Source organism: Microbacterium testaceum StLB037, assembly GCF_900104345.1.
Classification (GTDB): Bacteria; Actinomycetota; Actinomycetes; order Actinomycetales; family Microbacteriaceae; genus Microbacterium; species Microbacterium testaceum_A.
Genome location: NZ_FNJN01000005.1, coordinates 16,157 through 33,595, shown reverse-complemented (window position 1 = coordinate 33,595; position 17,439 = coordinate 16,157). Strand labels below are relative to the sequence as shown.

Sequence of the window (17,439 nt, the reverse complement as noted above, 5' to 3'; positions counted from 1 at the left end):
GTGCTCCTTTGCTGATGTGTGCGATGGCGTCGTCAGGCGACGACGCGGAAGGTGTCGAGGCGGGGGTCGACGGCGCCGCGGACGAAACCGCTGGGCGCTGCCGCCATCGCTCGCAGGTACTCGACTACGTCCTTCGTGAGAATTTCGCCGGGTAGGGAGTTCGGTACGCCAGGTGGGTAAGCCGCAAGAGAGTCGGCGGAGACGCGACCAATGGCATCGTCGGCTGAGACGATCTCGGTACGACTGAGGAACGCTTCCTGGACGCCGAGTGCGCGGGGAGCGGGGGCGGGTAGTCGCAATCCGGGCACGGCTTTCGAGTGCAGGGTGGGCAGTGCTTCGAGCGCCGTGAGGAGGCGCTCCGGGTCGGCCGGCGAGGTCGCTCCGATAAGAAGTAACAAGGAGGTCGGCGTGGCGAGCTCCGCATAGATGCGGTGGTCGCGGATGAGGACGTGCTGGGCCTCGTTGCCGGTGATTCCGGCCGCGCGCATGTCGATGACCACTTTCAACGGATCGGTCGCGGCGCTGGCATCGTGCTTCGAAAGCTGCGGGGTTGCGTCGGAGTATCGGCCGGACTCGCCGATTCGCGCACGTATCGTGTCGGCCGAGGCGATGGCCTCCGAGATTGAGCTCTGACCGGCGGTCATGAGGTGGCGCCGAGTCTCGTCCAGGGACGCCAGCAGCAGCGCGCTCGAGCTGGTCGATTGGAACGACCGCACCACGCGGTCGACGAGGTCTTCGATGCTGTGGGACTGTTCGCCGTGTCCGAGGTGCAGCATGGCCGCTTGAGTGAGTGCCCCGGCACCTTTATGCGTGCTGGAGACGACGAGGTCGGCACCTAGCCGCGCAGCGTTGACAGGAAGGTCCACGTGCACCCCGAAGTGCGCTCCCCATGCTTCATCCACGATCAGGGGCACGCCGTGACGGTGCGCGACATCCGCAATCCCGCGGATGTCGGCCGCCGTACCGAAGTAGCTCGGGCTCACGATGAACACGGACGCGGCGTCCGGGTGCTCGGCAAGCGCCTGTGCGACCTGGGCGGGCGTGACGCCGAGGGCCGCGTTGAGACCGTCGTCAACCGCGGGTTGTAAAAAGTGGGGCGTCAGACCGACGTGAGCGATGCCGTCGATCACACTCGAGTGGACGCTTCGTTGCACGATGGCCTGTCGACCGAGGGCACGGGCAACCATCGTGGCGACATGATTGCCGCCGGACGCGCCGTTGGTGAGGAACCACGTTCGCGTCGCCCCCCAGGCATCTGCGGCAAGCACCTGAGCGGCGCTTAGAGGGGTGGGGCTGCCCGTAGCGGCCGAGCGCCACGTCCGTTGGTCTATCCCGACGATACTCATGGGAAAGTCCAGAGTCAGCGCCTGCGCACCGACAAGTGCCGCGACACCGGGAGCGTTTGGTTCGTGACCCTGGTGCGCGGGGACATGGAACCGCTGCCAGTCGTTTGCCACGAGTGTCCGGAGCGCATCCACGTATGGCGCCCGAGCGTGATCGAAAGCGTCTTCAAGCGGCTGGGGCATGGGTTGAAGGTATTGAGCTTGAGATGACGATGGAATACCACATCCACTGCATCAGCGTCATACCCTGTATGACGTGCTCTACCCACAGCAGCTCCGGGTTTTGGTCGCCATCAGAGACGGGGGTTCTCTCAGTGCGGCAGCTCAGTCGATGGGCTATGGAGTGCCGACCATCGCTCACCATCTCTCGGCACTCGAAAACCAGGTACGTGCACCCCTGGTGGAGAGAAACCGGCGTGGGGCTCGACTGACACCCCTGGGGCTTTCGCTTGTGTCCGAAGCGGAGCAGATTCTCCGGAGGATTGAACAGGCGGAGCGGATGATCGTCGCCGAGCGAGATGCCGGGCTGGCGACGCTGAGGATTGGCGCTTTCGCGTCCATCGGATCGCGTCTGCTTCCTTCCGCCATCCGCGAGCTTCGCGATAGTGCTGCAGTGCGAGTCGAAGTCGTCGAGGCTGAGCCCACGGACGTAGTCGGGATGCTGAGCGCGGGCGAACTGCACGCGGGGATCATCTACGACGTCGCCGAAGACCCGGCTTTCGTCTCCAGCGACATCACGGCGACGCTCCTCTTCGAGGAGCCCTACCAGGTGCTTGTCGGAGGAGGCAGCTCCTTCGCTGACGCTGCGCCGCTTGAGGTGGGGGAACTGGCGGACGCGGATTGGATCTGCGCGCGAAACGATGGCGAGGCATCGAATCGAATCCTTAGGCGCGTGTGTCACGCGGCCGGTTTCGATCCGCGCCTGCTGATGCGCACCGACGATCTGAACATGATCCATGGGCTCGTTGCCGAAGGTCTCGGGGTGACGCTCACGACGGCAACAGCGTTTGACTCGCGCTTTGACGTGCGCCTCCGTCCGACGTTGGCAGACTTCGGTCGGAGGCGCACGTCATTCATTCACGGTACGGAGACACCACCGCCGGCGGTCGATCTCCTCCACCGCATCCTCCTCGACCGCGTGGCGATGTTCCGCCCGGCCACCCCATCAGAGTCGAGGCGTGCGTGAGGGTTCGATGCGGCGCGGGCCGAGCGCCTCAAACGCTGATCCGAAGGTGAGGAGGGCGACGTCGTCATAGGCCCTCCCCGCGATGGTCAGCCCCACGGGCATTCCGATGTCCTCCGCGATGCCCATCGGAACGGTCACCGTCGGGATGCCAAGGTGGCGAATGGCGAGGTTGCCGTTGGCTACCCACACCCCATTGCGCCACCCCGCGTCGGCCGATTCCGGGTTCACATCCATGTCAGCGGGGGCTACGTCTGCAACGGTCGGCATGACGACGGCGTCCAGGTCGTGGTGAGCCATCCATTCGTCGAGATCGAGACGACGGGTCTCGTCCAAACCGTTCAGTCCCGCAGGCATGGCGGTGAGGTTCTCCAAGCGCGCATTCGGATTGTCTCGGACCCAGGCGGGGTATTCAGCGATGTCGTCATCGAAGCCCGTGTAGCGGTCTGGGAGAGCGCCTTCCGGCTGGGGGAAGATGGTGGCCCCGTCGATGGCTGCCAGCGAGTCCAACCACGGGTCCGCGTTGTCGCGGAGAAACTGCTCCCACGCCCATGCGCAAAGGTCGAGGATCTCCTGGCGCAGGTACTCCGGTGATACGAGGCCACGGATGGCGATGGTTGACGCCCCGACGCGATCCCCTTCGTAGTTCGACACAGCCGGGAAGTCGACTTCGACGACAGTTGCTCCGGCCTCCTCGAGAGCGCGGCGCGTCTGTTCCCACAGAGCGATGATCGACGGGCGTGTCCGGATCGGTTGTCCGGTGGGTCCACCGATGCCGGGGGTGGGGCCGGTGCCCGCGGCGGGGTCTGCGTTGATGAACATGCGGGGGATGCCGAACCGGCGACCGGCGAGGACCTCGCGCGGGTTCGCGGCAGCGGACAACGCCGGGTAGGACGTGGGGCGGATGGCGGATGTCCGAGGAAGCTCCACCCAAGGCTGCGCCCGCCAGAAGTCGGCGTCCACAACCTCGTCGTCTGCGACGATCACGTCGAGGACTTCGAGAAGGTCCTCCATCGTGCGAGTGTGCGGCACGGGAACGTCCTGGGTTGGCACCAACGGCCACAAACCTCGGCAGGAGATCAGTCCGCGGGTGGGGGTGTACGCACAGAGGCCGTTGTTGGAAGCGGGACCGCGCCCGCTCGACCAGGTTTCCGAGCCCAGCCCGAACGCGGCGAAGCTGGCTGCTGTTGAGGTCCCGGAGCCATTCGACGACCCTGATGCGAACGGTGCGGTGAGGAAGTCTGCGTTGTAGGGGCTTTCGGCGCGCCCGTAAAGGCCGCGCTGCATACCACCGTTCGCCATAGGGGGCATGTTGGTCAGCCCGATGCAGATGGCGCCCGCACCGCGCAGCCGCTCGATGATGAAGGCGTCGTGCTGCGCGACGAGTTTGGCGAAGGCTGGGCTACCGGCCGCGGCTGTCAGTCCCCGGACGAGGTAGCTGTCCTTCGCGGTGTAGGGGATGCCGTCGAGGGGGCCGCGGGACTCCCCGCGTGCCCGCCGGTCGTCGGATTCCTGCGCCTCATCACGAGCGGCGGGGTTGCGGACCACGACGGAGGCCAGCGCGGTCTCAGTTCCTGCCGCGTCGTATGCGTCCAGGCGCGCAAGGTACGCGTCGACGAGGCCAACCGCGGTGGCTTGCCTAGAGCTGAGTCCGGCACGAAGATCGGCAATGGACGCTTCCACAACATCGAACACAAGAGCCCCTTAGAGTCGTTTTGAACAGCTGTTCAAAACGAGAAGGTACTGAATGCCCAATTCCTCGTCAACCCGAGTTCACCGCTCGTCTGCGGACCGCATGTTGGAGATCCAGGACGCCGCTCAACGAATCGCCCTGACGGACGGCCTCCTCGCGGTGACCGCTCGCTCAGTCGCGGCCGAGATGGGCGTCACAGCGAGTCTCGTGGTGCACTACGAACGCAACATGGAGGAGCTGGTGGCTCGGACGTTCGACATGATCGTCACGCGCGAGCTGGACGAGGTGCGGGCCCTTGTCGCAAAGGAGGCGTGCCCCACCGACCGGGTTCGCGTCCTCTTGTCCACGCTCCTTGCCGGTGGGCGGGACGCCATGGCCTTGGTGTGGGTGCAGTCGTGGGGGATAGGGGGACGGAACGAGGCCCTCGCAGGTTCGGTCCGCACGCAGATGGATGCGTGGGAGGGTTTCGTCGCCGAACTGATCGAGGACGGCGTTAAGGCGGGAGAGTTCACGTCGGACAACACCCGCGCCGTGGCGGCGCAGATGGTCGGGATGATCGACGGCTTGAACGCGCACTCGCTCATCAGGTGGCACACTCCGCGTGACCGTCGAGCGCTGATGGCGCGATCCGTCGAGCCGCTGCTACAGCTGACACCGGGTGCGTTGGGCGAGCGCTAGCGCGGCACAGACGCGCACTGCGCGGGCGAAGGACCCGACGGCCCCCCGCGGTGAACGGTGAACTTGTGGTGCACCGTCCACCGCGGGTGATGGCGGTCAGTGCTTCGCGGCCGACCCGTTTTCGATCACGCCACACCACTCAGCTATGAACAGCGCAATCGAACCGGTGATCCTGCGGACCGATTCGATGCTGACTCGTTCGTCGTAGCCGTGGATCGCGTCTGAGATAGGCCCGTACACGAGGGACGGCGTCCCGGCGTACTGGGTGAACACACGTCCGTCCAGGTATCCCGGGGTCGTGAATGTGCGGAGCTCTTCGCCGAAGACGCGCTGATGCGCGTCTCGGAGCACCTGCTCAGCCTCCGTGCCTTCGGGGAGGACGTACCCCTGAGCGAAGAACCCGTTGCGGGTGGCCGTGGCTTCGATGGAATGGCCGTGCTCGTCGTTGGTCACAGTGGCGAGGTGTTCGGTGATCTCCGCCCAGGCATCCTCGGCTGTGATCCTGGGGTACAAGGCGATGCGGAGGTCGACCTCGCACCAGGCGGGGACGCTGGATGCCCAGTCGCCACCGGAGATCATGCCGAGGTTCAAGTTGATCGGATGTTCGAGGTCCTCGAAGTAGCGGTGGGATGCCTTGTCTGCGTTCCACCGCTCCTCGAGTTCGCGCAGGCGGGTGACGACGTGGTGCGCGGCGTCGATGGCGTTGAACCCGGCGGACATCTCCCGCGGGTGGGTGGGGTTGCCGGAGACGCGCACCTTGAACCAGATGACCCCGACGTTCGCTCGGACCAGCATGTCCTCTTCCGGCTCGGGGATGACCACGGCGTCCGCGGTGTAGCCCCGCTGCAGCGCAGCGAGAGAGCCGTTCCCCGTACATTCCTCCTCGACGACGGATTGGAAGTGGATCCGGCCGGCGGGGCTGAGTCCGGCTCGACGGAGCGCGTCGAAGGCGAAGAGGTTGGCGACGAGCCCGGCCTTCATGTCGCCGCTGCCGCGGCCGTAGAGCCAGTCACCCTCGATTCGCGAGTCCCACGGCGAGGTGGCCCATTCGCTGTCGGGGCCGGTCGGGACCACGTCGATGTGTCCGTTGAGGATCAGCGAGCGTCCGGTCTCGGTGGTCGGTCGGTAGGTGCCCACGACGTTGTCGACGTCGTCGTAGGACACGTCGATGATTCCGGCGCCCGGGTGCGAGGCGATCTCCTCCGGGCTGAGCTCCCATCGGTCCATCTCCAGGCCGCGATCCTGCATCGCGGAGTACATGAGGTCTTGAGCGCTTGCTTCCTGAGTGCGGAGGGAGGGATGACGCACGAGCTCCTGAGTGAAGGCGAGCTGGGCGTCGAAACCTGCATTCACGGCTCCCAGGATGCGGTCCCGGGTGGCTGCGTCGAGAGTGCTTCGAGGGGTGGTGTCGAGTGTCATGCAACTGACCTTTCGGGGGTGGTGGGGTCGGAGGTGACGACGGCGTCACGGATGCGCAGTCGCTCTCCGATAAGGCCGCCGAGGGCGGTGATCAGCGCGACGGCGATGAGCAGCAATGCTGCAGACCATGACTGGTTGCCGCTGGCCGCGAGGAAGGCGGTAGCGATGAGCGGGAGGAATCCGCTGATCGCGCCGGCGAGGTTGTAGCCGAGAGCGACACCGCTGTACCGCAGGTGCGGGGGGAACAGGTCGGTCAGGAGTGCGCCGGTGACGGCGTAGGCGAGGGTGATCAGGAGGATGCCGAGCGTGACGGCCGCGATGACGCCGATGGGGTTGTGGGTGTCGATGAGCCAGAACAGCGGGAATGCTGCGATGGCGGTGAGGAGGGAGCCGACGAGGGTCATGCGTCCCGGTCCGAAGCGTTCGGCGAGGCGGCCGGCGTAGATCGTCATCGGGATCTGCGCGACGGCGGCGATGAGGGTCGCGTTGACCATCAGCCCGCGGTCCAGTCCCAAGGTGTTGGAGCCGTAGCTGACGACGAAGGTCGTCATCATGTAGAACCCTCCGACACCGAGCAGTGCGGCGGCGATGGCTACGAGCAGTCGCCCCCATGCCTTGGTGAACACCTGCAGCGCCGGGACTTTGACTCGCTCGTCCTGCTGAACCAGCTGGGTGAAGACCGGAGACTCCTCGACCTTCATACGGATGTAGAGCGCCACGGCGAGCAGCGGGAACGCGGCGAGGAACGGGATACGCCAGCCCCACGCGTCGAACGTCTCGGGAGGGAGCATCAGCACCAGCGCGAACGCGCTCGAGGACAGCAGCGTCCCCACCGGTGAGCCGATCTGGACGAGGGCGGCGTACCGGCCCCGCTTTTCGATGGGGGCGTGTTCCACGGCGATGGTGACCGCGCCACCCCACTCCCCGCCGACGGCGAGTCCTTGCACGAGGCGAAGAACCGCGAGCATGATCGGGGCTGCCACCCCGACCGCGAGGTAGTCCGGGAGGACACCGATGAGGCCGGTGGCGACGCCGATCATCACGATGGTGACCAGCAGCGCCGGTCGTCGCCCGAAGCGGTCGCCGATGACGCCGAAGACGAAGGCGCCGATGGGGCGTGCCGCGAATCCGACGCCGAAGGTGGCGAACGCGGCCAAGGTGGCCGCGGTGGCGTCGAGGTTGGTGAAGAAGAGTCGGTTGAACACGAGCGCCGCTGCTGTGCCGAAGAGGAAGTAGTCGTACCACTCCAGTGCTGTGCCAACGAAGGCTGCGCCAGCAATACGGCCAGCATCCTTCAAACTGACGTGGACGGGAGAAGCGGAGCTCGGAGATGGACTGTGCGTCATGGGTGTCTCCTGGTCGGGAATGAGTTTGTGCGCTCCCATGCTCCGAGGGCACCCGCCCGTTCACAATGCGGCACAGTCGCGGTTTCAGGGGCTTATCGTGTGCATATGCACACTTCGGCGTTACAAGACATTGCGGCCAGATGTCGTAGCCAGCTCGTTGTCATCGCCAGCCAGTATGCGGCCGAGGTGCAACAACTACCCGGATACGATTCAGCGGCTGTTTCCGATGAGGAGCTCTATCTCACGGCGCAGCAGGTCCTCGACCTGCTCATGCAGATGCTGGCGGGGATTGAGGTGCGCGGTCAGCTAAGGGCAGTATCGGAGCGTATCGGCCGACGACGCGCACAGCAGGGCCTCGCGCTGGACTCCCTGCTACGTGCGGTTCGCATGGATTTTCGGTTCCTGTGGAACGTGCTCCGCCACGAGGTGAGAGAGCAACAACTACTTGCTCTGTCGGAGGACGTAGCGACCGTGTGGGAAGCGGTCGAACTGCACACGAGCCACATTCAGGCGGCCTACATCGACGAGCTCGTCGCAATGAATCGCCAGCTCGAAATAGAGCGGGCGTCGCTGTTCAGACGTCTGCTTCTCGGCGAGACCCGCGACACCACACAGTTGGCGCATCTTGCTTCTGCCTTGAACCTGGCGGTGGATGCGCCGTACGTGGTGGTCGTTGCAGCCGCTCAGTACTCAGATGCGTTCCGTCGATGGACGCGCGCTCACGCACGCAACAGTGAACTTCTCGCCATCGACGGGACCCAGTTTGTCCTCTTGGATACGGGCTTGCCGGGTGCGCCGTCGATGGAAGACATCGCCACAGCCCCAGCCGGCGTCTCGCCTATCCTCAATGGGCTGTCAGAGGTGGGGGCCGGGTGGAATACCGCGCGCGATTTGAGCAACGCGGTAGACAGCCCGAACAGGGCGGCGACGCTGCAATCGCACTGGCCCACCCTAGTGAAAAGCGGGCTCGGCGAGAGCTGGTCGATGATGCGACGCTCCCTCACCAGCAACCTGGATGCCCTTCCACCAGGGAAGCGCGCCGCCATACTCGAATCCGTTCGCGTCTTTATGGCCAACGGCTCCGTCGGCGAGACGGCGGCTGCCCTTTTCATTCATCGCAATACGCTCCTGAAAAGGTTGCAACGGTTGCAGGAACTCACCGGCCTCGATGTCACTGTTCCGAACGACGCGGCCCTCATTGCCCTCGCAATCGAACAGAGCGGGTGAGCTGGCGGAATTCGACCCGTACAGTCGCGGTCAATAGCCGCCAGCATCGCCCTGTGAGCGGAGGGCAAGGTCGCGCGGTCGCACGCGACGCCACCTGCGCTCCTGAACGAGTTGGCCGTTCACCGCGTCCGCGAGGTGCTGTCTCGTGAGGACTTCCCGGTCTCGCTTCGGGACCAGCGGCGAAGGGTCGACCGCATCGGGGCCATTGAGCTCGACGACGTAGAAGAGGCCGTCGTGGGCGGCTTCGAACTCCTCGAGCGCGAGCTGCCAGGCGTGGAAGTGTCGCGCGACAGAGGTGGAGGCGTACGCGCTGACGATGGCTCGCGCGCGTACACGAGCGGTGCGACTGGGCGTCGGGGTGCGACGGAGCGGCATGGTCGCGGGAACATCTTCCTGGGACGCCTCAAGCAGATCGTAGGTCTCATCGACAACCCACAGCCCGTGCTCCTCAACGAGAGCGATCAGCTCGAGATATCGCTCGCTCCGCACAGCCCGGTCGTCGCGGAGCCGCTGCTGCCTACCGGAGAGCGCGGGCACGATGACGGCGAGGAGTGAGATCACCACCGCTGCCCCCGACAGCGCCGTAGAGGTGAGCTCGCTCATTCCATCAACGTACGCCAACCGAGAACCCCCGCGCGTCTAGGAGGTTCATCTCACCTGAGCGCCGTGGCGCATTCCCCGGGTGTCCGCCGCTCGTCCGGCTCGAGGCCCTGCAAATACGGCAGGCACCCGTCATGTTCGCCGTGAACTCGCGCGCGGCGACTGCTGCTCAGCAGTCCGTCGGGGTCGAGCGACCGCGCCACGAGGCCCCAGCGGGTACGGGGAGCTCCTCAGGTCGTTGACGGCCTGGAGCGTCAGCACGGCGGGGTGAGATCCGTCGCCTCGAGCCGGGCCAACGCATCCGCAGGCCAACTCTGGCCCGCACCACGGGCACCGCACGTCGGTTTGACGAGGACTGCCCGCCCCCTCGGACTGGGGCGGGCAGACCCCATCCAGAGCGGAACGCCGAATTCAAATCCGCCTCGTTCTGCGATTCGATCCACGAGGAAAGCGCACCCGAATCCGTCGACGCGGGCAGGCGACCATGCTCGCGCGCGAAATCCTCCACGACGCGCGCGGCGGCGCACCATCGACGGGGAGCCGAGTTTGGGGTCAGACCGTCGAGGTCGTCGATGAAGGCGATGTAGAACCTGAGGGAGTCACGTTCGTCTTCGTTCAACTCGTCTTGCCTGCGGTGGAAGAGCATGGCCGTGGCCGTCCAGTAGTCGTGCATAGCGGGGGCATGCGCGGCTCACGGATGCACCCTGTCTGGAGCGCGGAGAGTGGAGCGGACCGTCGGGCTCATCGAGGTCACGGCCGCCCGAAGCGATATGCCCCGCCGTCGAAGCCGACGACTCTCAGCCCCTCGCTCAGATGGGCGAGGAAGTCTTCCCGGACCCGCCTCCGCCACTGCGCCGCTTCCGCCGGGGACTCCGACCGAACCTGGGCGATATCCGCAGGCACAGCCACCCGCGCGCGGATGAGCCCGGGATCCACAGGCCCTCCGGGGCTGTCGGCGAGGACCCATCGCGCGAGGAGACGGTCGCTGGCGTCGCCGCGGTTGAGCCCATCCGCCATTGCCCCGTAATGGTCGACGAGGTACTCCGCGACCTCAACGCCGAGCACGTTGATGTTGAAATGGGCGTTGCGGGCGACGAGGGGGCCCTCGCCGCGCCCCTCACGCCCTACACCGCTGACGTCCTCATCGGGAGAGCCACCCAGTACGTGGCCTGGTGCGTCAGTAAGGGGTGGAACCTCGACGCTGAGACCATCTGGTCGCGCTACGGCATCGACCTCTACCTCGCCGACAAGAGCCTCCCCCTCGGACCCGACACCCGGAGGAACTACCGGGCGTGGCTGATGCGCGTGGCGCAGGTCCTGCAGCCGGAGGAGAACGGTGAGCCGCGCGAGACCATCCGCGCCACCCCCGGGAGCATCGCGCCGTACAGCGCCGCCGAGATGATGGAGTTCCGCCGTCCACCGGATGGGAGACACGCTCTAGTGCACGATCAAGCGATTCACGAACCCCCGATCGAGCCTCACCACTTCTCACATCTCGCGCTGCTGGTGTCGCGAAGTAGCACGGGGCTCGATCTTCCCAAGGAGAACACCACGGCATTCGTGGTCGTTCCCAGGCCTGGCGCCAGCCGATAGTCCTGATAACCGAAACTATCGAGGCCTTCGTGGCAGGGGGGTGAAGTGAGACGAGGCTGAGCAACGAGAGCCGCGTGACCACGCGGAACGATCTCTTGGGATTCGTCGGGATGGACAAAACGCAGCCCGGTGGCCGGCTGGCTGGTGGCGTGTTGGCCGTGCCTGCGGAGTGCAGTTTTCCCCGGCGCCCGTTTGAAGCGGCCTGTCCAACAATCCAGAGCCGTCTTGCTCAGCAAGGGCGGAGAGACTAGGCGATCGGGGTGGCCCGAAGCCACGGTCCGCAATGTGTCCGCTGACGGATTCAGGTCGGCCGGAGTAGACACTGGCCTCTGCATCGAGGCGAGAGTCCACATTGTCAGATGCGAACTCTCCTAGACGTTGCGCGCAACGAGCCTGAGGGCAGTACGCACATGCACCGACCCACTTTCAGCGTTGCATCGAGCGCTAATGCGTATTAATGTATTCACATCGCGCTGATAATCCGCATAACCGGCGCGCATGTCAAGGAGGACCGATGAGCCGCACCGAAACGCGCCGCGTCACGCAACGCCAGATTGCGCAACTAGCCGGGGTGAGCCAAGCAACCGTGTCGTTGGTGCTCAACGGGCGAACGGGGGAGGGGGTCCGAATCCCCGAAGAGACCCGTGAGCGTGTCCAGCGTGTGATCGAAGAGACGAACTACGTCGCCGACCCTTCAGCCCGCCGCTTGGCAGGGGTCGACAACCGGATCCTCGGCGTCTTCACCTACGAGCCAGCCTTCCCAACGCGAAGCTTGGACTTCTACACCCCCCTCCTCAACGGCATCGAGGCCGGCGCGGAAAAGTTGGGCAGTGACCTGCTGCTGTTCACGAGCACGCCCGTCACCAACGGCCGCCGCCGGCTCTTCCATGAGCGGAACCGACTGCGTCTCGCTGACGGCGTCCTGCTGCTCGGTGTGGAGATGGACCCGAGCGAGCTGGCGCGCTTGGTGGAGGAACAATTCCGGGTGGTCGCGGTCGGTCGTCGCGACACACCCGCCATTCCCTATGTAGGAATCGACTACACGGCCGCAACTGCTGAACTTGTTCGCCGCGCGATCGCGATGGGTCACTCCCGCATCTTCTACCTTCGCATCGACAGTGAAGGTGAGTCGGTGCGCGACCGATTCGACGGCGTCCGAAAGGGCGTCGTGGGAACCAGCGCCGTCCTGGCAGACCGCATCAGTGACGGAGGATCCCTCGAAGCTGATTGGGCAGCCGTAACAAACTTTGAGCCCACCCTGCTGATCGCCGAGTCCCCGGACGTCGCTGAGGCCCTCCACGAGCGCGCAATCGAAGACGGATACTCCGTCCCCGGCGACCTGAGCATCATCACGCTTGCCTCGTCTCCCAGGCTCAGTCCGGGAGATGTGAACTTCACGCGCCTGAACCCCCCGCGGACAGAACTCGGCGAACGTTCCGTGAACCTGCTCGCCCGGCTGCTTTCCGACGAGGACTATCCCTCGGAAAGTGAGCTGCGCACCCTCATGCCCTGTCCCATCGTTGACGGCGCGACCTTGAGCGCGCCCACCCAGGAGGCCCGCGCATGAGCGCACTGCATACAGAAGTTCTCGTCGTCGGCGGTGGAATGGGCGGCGTCGCAGCCGCTCTTGCCGCATCTCGCCAGGGTCGCCAAGTCGTTCTCACCGAGGAGTTCGAGTGGCTGGGCGGGCAGCTCACAAGCCAGGCAGTGCCGCCGGACGAACACACGTGGATCGAGCAATTCGGAGCGACTGCAAGCTATCGCGAGCTCCGCGACGGCATCCGTGACTACTACCGGCAGTGGTACCCCCTTACTGCTGCAGCTCGTAAGGAGATCGCGCTGAACCCCGGGGCAGGTCTCGTTAGCCGTATCTGCTCCGAGCCTCGTGCAGGCGTCGCTGTCATCGAGGGCCTTTTGGCGCCTCATATTTCGGCGGGGCGTTTGCGCATCATCCGCGGGGTACGCCCCGTCGAGGCGCTCCGGGAGGGCGACCGCGTCGAGGCGATCGACTTCGCTGACGAGAAGGGTGTTCGCACCCGAATCGTCGCTGACTACGTTCTCGACGCGACCGAACTGGGTGATCTCCTTCCGCTCGCAGAGGTCGAGCACGTCACAGGGTTCGAGGCTCAGACCGATACCGGCGAGCCCAGCGCTCCGGTGGAGGCGCAGCCTGAAAACCAGCAAGCCTTTAGCTGGTGTTTCGTGATCGACCACGTCGATGGCGACCACACCATCGAAAAGCCCGCCGACTACGACGAGTGGCGTGCCCGCCAGCCAGAGTTCTGGGGCGCACCCATGATCTCTCTGACCGGACCTCACCCGCGCACACTGGACATCTTCACGCGGACCTTCACCCCCACCATCGACGGTGACCCCCTGGCGATGCTGGCCGACCAGCGTGCCGGCGGGGGCGACGAAGAGTTGTGGACCTTCCGCCGCATTCTCGCTAAGGGACTGTTTGAACCTGGTGCGTTCGATAGTGACGTCGTCCTCGTCAACTGGCCGATGATCGACTACCTCGACGGCACCCTCACCGGGCCGGACGCGGAAGCTCATCGCCAGGCCGCTAAGCGTCAATCCCTGGCAATGTTCTATTGGTTGCAGACCGAAGCCCCCCGACCCGACGGTGGTCGCGGGTGGCCCGGACTCCGCCTCCGCGGAGATATCACGGGCACTGAAGACGGCTTCGCTCAGGCCCCCTACATCCGAGAGTCGCGGCGTATCAAGGCGGAGTACACCGTCGTCGAACAAGACCTCTCCATCGAGGTTCGAGGAAACGCCCGCCCCGCTCAGTACCCGGACACGGTCGGCATCGGCATGTACCGAATCGACCTGCACCCCACAACCGGTGGCGACAACTACCTGGACGTCGCCTCCGTCCCTTACGAGATCCCGCTGGGGGCCATGATCCCCGTTCGCGTGAACAACTTGCTACCCGCAGGAAAAAACCTCGGCACCACCCACATCACCAACGGCGCCTTCCGACTCCACCCCGTGGAGTGGAACGTGGGCGAGGTAGCGGGCACTCTCGCTGCATTCTGCCTCGAGCACTCGATCTCACCCCGCAAGGTGCGAGCTGAGGCCGACCTTCTCGCCGACTTCCAGAACCGCCTGACCCAGCAGGGCGTCGAGCTGCACTGGCCCGACGTCACTGGTTACTAAGGAGCATTCACATGAAATCAGCAAAGTTGCTGAGCGCTACCGCACTGGTCGCCGCAGCCTCCCTCACCTTCAGCGCCTGCAGCGCGTCCGACCCCAGCGCCGACGAGCCCGTGTCGCTGCGGATGACCGTCTGGACCTCGAACGAAGGACAGCTCGCGCTGTTCAACGAGATCGCAGATGCCTACAAAGCAGAACACCCCGAAATCTCGAGCATCACTTTCGACCCTCTCGACTTCGACAGCTACACCACCACCCTCACCACCCAGCTCGCCGGTGGAAACCCCCCGGACATGGCATGGATGCTCGAAAACTCGGCACCCGACTTTGTCTCCTCCGGCGCCCTCGTGCCCCTAGATGACACCCTGTCCGCAACCGATGGCTACGAGCTGGATGACCTCTCCGACGCCGCAACGAAGCTGTGGCGCAACGAGGACGGCCAGCTTGCTGCATACCCGTTCTCAACGTCGCCCTTCGTCGTCTTCGCGAACGACGACCTCCTCGCAGCCGCGGGTCAGCCCACCGCTTCCGAACTGCAAGCGTCGGGCAAGTGGAACTGGGACACCGTCTCCGACATCGGCTCCAAGGTCAACGCCGCAACAGGCAAGGCCGGGTTCATCGTCCGGGACTTCGAGTACACGCAGTGGGACTACCTATCCACCGTCTGGAACGGGTGGGGTGCCGCACCCTGGTCCGAGGACGGCAAGACGTGCACCATGAATTCGCCCGAGATGGTCGATGCCTTCACATTCCTTCACGACGCGGCATTCAAGAACAAATCGATGCCGGGACCGGGAACGACAGCAGACTTCTTCGCCGGGGATGCCGCCTTCACCGTCACCCAGATTTCCCGCGCGTCTCTGCTAGCTGAGTCCGGCATCACGTCGTGGGAGCTCCTGCCCCTGCCGGAGGGGCCGGATGGCGAGTACTCCGTCATCGGCCAAGCCGGCCTCGGAGCTCTCGCCCAGGGAGCACACCCGGAACAGGCCGCCGACTTCATCGCCTACTTCACGAACCCGGAGAACTCCGCGAAGCTCGCAAAGTACTTCCCGCCGGCACGTACCTCCCAGCTGACGGCGGAGACACTCAGCGCAGCCAATCCCGTGCTCACCCAAGCGCAGCTCGCCGACGTCGTCGTGCCCGCCATCTCCACCGGCCAAGTCCGTCCGTCCCACACCGGCTCCGCCGAGATCCAGCAGGAAGTCCGCTCTGGTCTCGACGGACTGTGGGTGGACAACCCTGACATCGCGGGGACGCTCGATGCGGTTTGTGATTCCGTCGCCCCCCTCCTCGAGCAATGAGTAACGTCATAGATGACGCTCCCGTCGTCCTGGCCGCTGGCGCATCACCGCGCGCGGCGGCCAGGCCGGCGGCCGGCAAGCGCCGCCGGAAGCTGTCCCAGGGTGACGCTCTTATCGGGTACCTCTTCGTGGGCCCCCAGGTTCTGGGGATCCTCCTCTTCGTCATCCTGCCGCTGGCGCTGATCCTGTACTACAACTTCCACGAGTGGAACGTGCTCGCCAACACCTTCCGGTTCGTCGGCACGGAGAACGTGGAACGCCTCTTCTCCGACCCGAAGGTTGCCCCGGTCCTTGGCGCCACCGCGATCTTCAGTGTCGGGCTGGTCATTGGGAACCTGGGTCTCGCCCTACTCCTCGCCGTTTTGCTGAACCGGAAAGTGCGGGGAATCACGTTCTTCCGGACCTTGTTCTTCTCCCCGGTTGTCGTCTCCCTCGTCGCCTGGACGATCGTCTGGGGGTTCCTGCTCCAGGACAACGGCGGCATCAACGGGCTCCTTTCGATCATCGGCATCGATGGACCCAACTGGCTACGCGAGGGGCCCACCGCAATGGTGAGCGTGATCGTTGTTCAGGTCTTCAAGAACGTCGGCCTGAACATGATCCTGTTTCTGTCGGCGTTGCAGGGCGTGCCGCGCGAGGTCACGGAAGCCGCATCGATCGATGGTGCAGGCAGAGCTGCAACTTTCGGGCGAATCACCTTGCCGCTGATCTCACCCACGATTCTGCTGACCACGATCATCACCATCGTCGGGTCCCTCCAGGTCTTTGCCCAGATCGCGGTCCTCACGCAGGGAGGCCCCGGGATCTCAACAACAGTCCTCGTCTACTACCTCTTCCAGCAGGCGTTCGAGTTCCACCGCTTCGGCTACGGCTCAACGCTCGCGCTCGTGCTGTTTGTCATCGTCCTGCTCCTGACCATCGTTCAGTGGCAGCTCCGCAAGAGATGGGTCTTCTATGAAAACTGAGCGGCGACCCGCCCTCAGGGTCCTCTTCTACGTCGGGATGGCGCTCCTCGCGATCCCCTTCGTCTTCCCGACGTGGTGGATGATCACCTCGTCATTCAAGCCAATCGGTGAGATCTTCTCTTTCCCACCGACGCTGTGGCCGCAGAGCCCCACGATCCAGCCGTACATCGACGCACTGACCATGCAACCGTTCCTCCTGCAGTACTGGAACAGCATGTACATCGCCGTCGTCGTGACGGTCGCGACGATGGCTTTCTCCGCGATGGCGGGTTACGCCTTCGCTCGGATCAAGTTCCCCGGGGCGAACTTCCTGTTCGTCATCGTGCTCATCGGGTTGCTGGTCCCCTCCGAAGTCACCATTGTCCCGCTCTTCCAAATGTTCAATCAGCTAGGCCTTGTGAACACCCACTGGCCGATCCTTCTGGTGTCGACGTTCGGCGCGCCCAGCGTGCTGGCAACCTTCATCATGCGTCAGTACTTCGTGACGCTGCCGGTTGAGCTAGAAGAAGCGGCACGATTGGATGGTCTTAACAGGGCAGCGATTTGGTGGCGCATCGCGATGCCGCTCGCGAAGGCCTCCCTCGGGGCCGTGGCCATCTTTACGTTCCTGCACACGTGGAATCTGTACCTGGAGCCGACGGTCTATCTACAGAGCCCTGAACTGTTCACACTGCCGCAAGCACTGACGCGGTACACGGATGCGTACGGCGGACAGATGTGGAACGTGCAGCTCGCCGCAGCGACTATGACCGCGGTCCCGGTTCTGATCGTCTTCATTTTCGCTCAGCGTCAGTTCGTTGAAGGACTAGCGCAAACCGGGCTCAAAGGCTGATCGGCCCAGCCGCGTAGCACGTTGAAGGTCGATTCGGGGCGCGGTGGGGCGCGCCCCGAACGAGAACATGCAAGGGACTCGCCTGAGTGGGCGGCCCGGT

At 64.9% G+C, this 17,439-nt stretch carries 14 protein-coding genes; 9 read left to right on the top strand and 5 right to left on the bottom strand.

Translation table 11 applies throughout. The features are described from left to right. Positions 1-32: 32 nt before the first annotated feature. Positions 33-1,526 (bottom strand): aminotransferase class I/II-fold pyridoxal phosphate-dependent enzyme, encoded by a 1,494-nt coding sequence (locus BLS25_RS11575; RefSeq protein ID WP_074695908.1) that lies wholly within the window; start codon positions 1,524-1,526, stop codon positions 33-35. 73 nt (positions 1,527-1,599) lie between these two features. On the opposite strand from BLS25_RS11575, the gene BLS25_RS11570 reads away from it, so the two are divergent. Further along, positions 1,600-2,529: a LysR family transcriptional regulator gene (locus BLS25_RS11570; protein WP_074695906.1), complete on the top strand. Its 930-nt coding sequence runs from the start codon at positions 1,600-1,602 to the stop codon at positions 2,527-2,529. Here BLS25_RS11570 and BLS25_RS11565 read toward each other — a convergent pair. Further along, complete coding sequence (locus tag BLS25_RS11565) at positions 2,509-4,221, bottom strand: amidase (RefSeq protein ID WP_074695903.1); 1,713 nt, start codon at positions 4,219-4,221, stop codon at positions 2,509-2,511. The two genes, BLS25_RS11570 and BLS25_RS11565, sit on opposite strands and share 21 nt — an antisense overlap. 100 nt (positions 4,222-4,321) lie before the next feature. Here BLS25_RS11565 and BLS25_RS11560 point away from each other — a divergent pair, with 100 nt between their 5' ends. Next, positions 4,322-4,897 carry a TetR/AcrR family transcriptional regulator gene (locus BLS25_RS11560; protein ID WP_256335582.1) on the top strand — a complete coding sequence of 192 codons (576 nt, stop codon included), beginning with the start codon at positions 4,322-4,324 and terminating at the stop codon, positions 4,895-4,897. A gap of 96 nt (positions 4,898-4,993) precedes the next feature. Here the strand turns inward: BLS25_RS11560 and BLS25_RS11555 are convergent, their stop codons facing one another. Together BLS25_RS11555 and BLS25_RS11550 are read right to left on the bottom strand one after the other, a co-directional pair. Next, the gene (locus BLS25_RS11555) at positions 4,994-6,316 is read right to left on the bottom strand and encodes an ArgE/DapE family deacylase (protein WP_074695898.1); all 1,323 of its coding nucleotides are present in this window, start codon (positions 6,314-6,316) and stop codon (positions 4,994-4,996) included. Beyond that, on the bottom strand, positions 6,313-7,662 hold the full coding sequence (locus tag BLS25_RS11550) for an MFS transporter (RefSeq protein ID WP_074695895.1): 1,350 nt from the start codon (positions 7,660-7,662) through the stop codon (positions 6,313-6,315). The genes BLS25_RS11555 and BLS25_RS11550 overlap by 4 nt, the downstream gene beginning before the upstream one ends. A gap of 105 nt (positions 7,663-7,767) precedes the next feature. On the opposite strand from BLS25_RS11550, the gene BLS25_RS11545 reads away from it, so the two are divergent. Beyond that, positions 7,768-8,889: a PucR family transcriptional regulator gene (locus BLS25_RS11545; protein ID WP_074695892.1), complete on the top strand. Its 1,122-nt coding sequence runs from the start codon at positions 7,768-7,770 to the stop codon at positions 8,887-8,889. Positions 8,890-8,919: 30 nt separating this feature from the next. Here BLS25_RS11545 and BLS25_RS11540 read toward each other — a convergent pair whose 3' ends face one another. Further along, positions 8,920-9,492 carry a hypothetical protein gene (locus BLS25_RS11540; protein ID WP_074695890.1) on the bottom strand — a complete coding sequence of 191 codons (573 nt, stop codon included), beginning with the start codon at positions 9,490-9,492 and terminating at the stop codon, positions 8,920-8,922. Positions 9,493-10,302: 810 nt separating this feature from the next. Here BLS25_RS11540 and BLS25_RS11530 point away from each other — a divergent pair. From BLS25_RS11530 to BLS25_RS11505, 6 genes are all read left to right on the top strand, one after another. Beyond that, the gene (locus BLS25_RS11530; RefSeq protein ID WP_143017934.1) at positions 10,303-11,082 is read left to right on the top strand and encodes a hypothetical protein; all 780 of its coding nucleotides are present in this window, start codon (positions 10,303-10,305) and stop codon (positions 11,080-11,082) included. A 514-nt stretch (positions 11,083-11,596) separates the two neighbouring features. Beyond that, entirely contained in the window at positions 11,597-12,649 is a 1,053-nt protein-coding gene (locus BLS25_RS11525) for a LacI family DNA-binding transcriptional regulator (RefSeq protein WP_074695882.1), read from the top strand. Further along, positions 12,646-14,244 (top strand): FAD-dependent oxidoreductase, encoded by a 1,599-nt coding sequence (locus BLS25_RS11520; RefSeq protein ID WP_176786363.1) that lies wholly within the window; start codon positions 12,646-12,648, stop codon positions 14,242-14,244. Before BLS25_RS11525 ends, BLS25_RS11520 begins: the two co-directional genes overlap by 4 nt. Positions 14,245-14,255: 11 nt before the next feature. Further along, positions 14,256-15,542, top strand: coding sequence for an ABC transporter substrate-binding protein (locus BLS25_RS11515; RefSeq protein ID WP_074695881.1), 1,287 nt, complete (start codon positions 14,256-14,258; stop codon positions 15,540-15,542). After that, positions 15,539-16,507 carry a carbohydrate ABC transporter permease gene (locus BLS25_RS11510; RefSeq protein WP_218128178.1) on the top strand — a complete coding sequence of 323 codons (969 nt, stop codon included), beginning with the start codon at positions 15,539-15,541 and terminating at the stop codon, positions 16,505-16,507. The genes BLS25_RS11515 and BLS25_RS11510 overlap by 4 nt, the downstream gene beginning before the upstream one ends. Further along, positions 16,497-17,339 carry a carbohydrate ABC transporter permease gene (locus tag BLS25_RS11505; protein WP_074695879.1) on the top strand — a complete coding sequence of 281 codons (843 nt, stop codon included), beginning with the start codon at positions 16,497-16,499 and terminating at the stop codon, positions 17,337-17,339. The genes BLS25_RS11510 and BLS25_RS11505 overlap by 11 nt, the downstream gene beginning before the upstream one ends. Positions 17,340-17,439 lie beyond the last annotated feature (100 nt).